At 59.8% G+C, this 3,261-nt stretch carries 2 protein-coding genes; one reads left to right on the top strand and one right to left on the bottom strand.

What is annotated here, in order from left to right; translation table 11 throughout:
• On the top strand, nucleotides 1-2,329 hold a 2,329-nt coding region (locus tag ACSHXH_RS19115), incomplete at its 5' end, for a hypothetical protein (RefSeq protein ID WP_435673392.1).
• Nucleotides 2,330-2,362: 33 nt separating this feature from the next.
• On the opposite strand, the gene ACSHXH_RS19110 is transcribed toward ACSHXH_RS19115, so the two are convergent.
• On the bottom strand, nucleotides 2,363-3,261 hold an 899-nt coding region (locus ACSHXH_RS19110; protein ID WP_435673391.1), incomplete at its 5' end, for a glycine zipper 2TM domain-containing protein.

Below are 3,261 nucleotides of genomic sequence, written 5' to 3'. Positions count from 1 at the left end.
GTCGCAGTGGTTCGGAATTGATTTCCGCCCCGATCTCTACAATGCGATCATTCGGCTCGAATCCGACGAAGAACTGCCGTTTATGCAGGCGATTGAGCGCAGAAGTCGCGCCGCGCGACTTCGCACACGGCCAGCACAGTTCGATCTGTCACAATATCCGAGCGCCGATATGGAATATCGCGCCTGGCGTACCCCTTCGGTCGACATAGTCGCACGAACAGGTGTGCAGGCTGGGCAGGGCGGTAGCGACGGGGTCGAGGGCCGCGTTGAGCTTTATGCTGCCGGAGAGGCGCTGGGCACCAGCTATTTCGCGCGTATCGCCACCGATGATGAGTTAATTCCGCAAACCGTGCGCTTCCGCGCGTTCCGCAATGCGCCAGAGGGCGGCTTGCTGGGGCCATTGGATGCCACACAGGTTGCTATCGGTGACGTGGAGACGTTGCCGGGCCGTTTGACTGGGCAAACCGCCATTGGGCGCGGTGCTTTCGTCAGCAACAGGCCGCTCGGGCAGGCATCGCGCTTCTCAACCACCACTTTGCGCGGCACTCTGCCCGCCGGGTGGGATGCAGAGCTGTATCGCAACGGCCAATTACTCGCGTTTCAGGATGACCGCGGCGATGGCCGGTATGAATTCTTGGACATCGAATTGTTCTTTGGCCGTAATGAGCTCGAAGTCGTGCTTTACGGCCCGCAGGGGCAGATCAGGCGCGACAAAACGTCGGTGCCGGTCGGCTTCAACCAGATCGAGCCTGGTGAAACCTATTATTGGGCCGGGATATTGCAGGACAACCGCGATCTGATCGATCTCGGCAATGGTTTGCAGACTGGCCCAGAGGCCTGGCGATGGGGGGTAGGCGTAGAACGCGGCCTTGATCAGAGGACCAGCGCCGCGCTTGGCGTGCAAAGCCTATACTTTGATGGTGCCCGCCGCAGATATGTGGAGGGCGCGGTGGTGCGTACATTCGGGGCTATGGCTCTCGAACTGACCGCTGCACATGAATTCGGGGCCGGTGCGGTCGCCGAAGCGAACACGCTTGGGCGCATTGGACGCTTTAACTTTGGAGCTAATGCATTGGTTTCATTCGGTAATTTCACAAGTGAGTTCGCTGAAGGTAATGTTGATTACCGCGCAGGCTTCAATTTCGACACTTCGCTTAGTCTGGGCAATTTCTCGCTGCCGCTGCAGGCCGATGTTTCGCATTCCAAGCTGAAAGACGGGTCAGAAGTTAACGAATTGCTAATGACGACATCGATCACGGCGGGGCGTTTTGCGCTTTCCGCGCAGCTTAGTCATCAGGATCGGACCGCTGGTGCGCTTACACCAGCGCGATCAGACACGCGCATCAGGATGCTCGCCAATGCGCGGTTCAGTGACTTCCGCGTGCGGGGTAATGCGACATTCCTGACGAATGGCGCCGATGCGGGCCTCGAAAGCGCGACTGTGCGCGTGGATACCGATCTGGGTGAGGACGCGGAATTACAGGGACAGCTCGATTACAATGCGAGCACCGACGAATTCCGTCTGACGGCTGGCTATACCCGGCGGTTTGAGGAGTTTTCACTGCGAGGCGATGCATTTGTGACATCGCGCGGCGGTGTCGGTGCGGCCGTGCAGCTCGCCTTTAGCCTCGGCCCTGATCCGGTTTCGGGCGGTGTGCGTGTCACCAACAACAAACTTGCCCGCAGCGGACAGGCCGCAGTGACGGTGTTCCGCGATGATGATGGCAATGGTCGCCGTGATCCGGGTGAGGCATTACTGCCTGATGTTCTGGTGGAGGCCGGATTGCGCAGCACCGACGCGATCACCGGAGAGAATGGCCGCGCGATCGTCGATGATCTGCGTCCATTCCGCCCGGTATTGGTGGGGATCGACGAATCATCGCTCGAAGATCCATTCCTCGCTCCTTCGAGCAAGGGCATTGTTGTGACCCCGCGCCCCGGCGTGGTGGCTCAGATCGAATTGGCCATTTCACCCACGGGCGAAGTCGAGGGGTCTATCCGCAATCCGTCAGGCCTTGAACAGCCCGGCGTAAAGTTGGAGCTGATCAATAATCGCGGCGCCGTGGTGGCAGAAACAATCAGTGAGTTTGACGGGTTCTTCCTGTTCCAGCGCGTTCCCTACGGTGAATATCGCCTGCGCGTCGGTGACGATGCGGCGAGAACGCTGGAAGTCGCGCAATCGCTGAGCCTGGGAGATGGGCGAAGCGCCTTTACGCTCAACCGATCTGAGGATGTCATCCGGTTTGGCACGATCAGGCTTGTGCCAGAGCAAAGGCCTGAAGCGCCGCCGGGCGGAGCACCGGTGATTGCGGCTGTTGGGCCGGACTAATTAGCCCAGCCCACATCTGCGACAGCAGGCCGATCAGTTGCCTTTGACGTAGCGCGGTTCATAGCGCGGCGCGGGCACAGGTGCCGGTGCGGGGCGCGGTGCTGGTGCAGGAATTGAGCGAGCTGCAACCGGAACAGTCTCTTCGCGCACAGTTTCCCGCACGATCACACGCTGCTGCTGCTCATAGCGAACAGGCACATAAACGACCTGCTGTGGAGGCGCGTAGGTGTATTGATATTGCGGAGCATAGGCGTAGCCATAATGCTGCGGGGCCGGCGCATATTGGGGGGCATATTGCGGGGCGGGAATAGTGCGCGCTGCAACGCGGGTCACTGGAACCGCACCGGGATAGCCATATTGCGACAAATAGCTGTCGAGCGCCGCCTCGCAGTCATAATCACCGCGATCATCGCGTCCATTGCCGATCAGGCTGCCGATCAAAAGACCGCCCAATCCGCCCACGCCTGCACCGATCAGTGTTCCGCCAAGCCGCTCAGCATCTGAAACACGGTTGCCGATGATACCGCCAGCAATCGCGCCGAGCAGGCCGCCAATAATGCCGCCTTTTTCGTTGCCGCTGCTGCCATTGGTGCGGTGTTCGCATTCATCGATCCATTGCTCACGCTCAAACACGCTGGTCGCTGGTGCGTAGCTTGCCGGTGCATATTGGGGTGCGTAGCCCTGATCATAGTGCGGGGCATAATCGCCAGTGTGCTCTGCATCAGTATACGGCCCGCGCGATTCAATGCGGCGCGTGCGGGTCACTGTCTCAACACCATATTCATCGACGGTGGTTTCGGTGTAATTCTCTACCGCTGGACCGGTGCGATATTCAGGCGGGAGTGATTCCACTTCTGACTGGCTCATCGGAGCGGGATAGGATGTCTGCGCCTGCGCCATAGCGGGAAGTGCGACGATGGCGCCTGCTAGAC

This window comes from Marivita sp. (genome assembly GCF_051251565.1).
Lineage (GTDB): Bacteria > Pseudomonadota > Alphaproteobacteria > Rhodobacterales > Rhodobacteraceae > Marivita.
The sequence above is the reverse complement of the archived record's forward strand: the minus strand, read 5'-3'. Positions and strand labels throughout refer to the sequence as shown.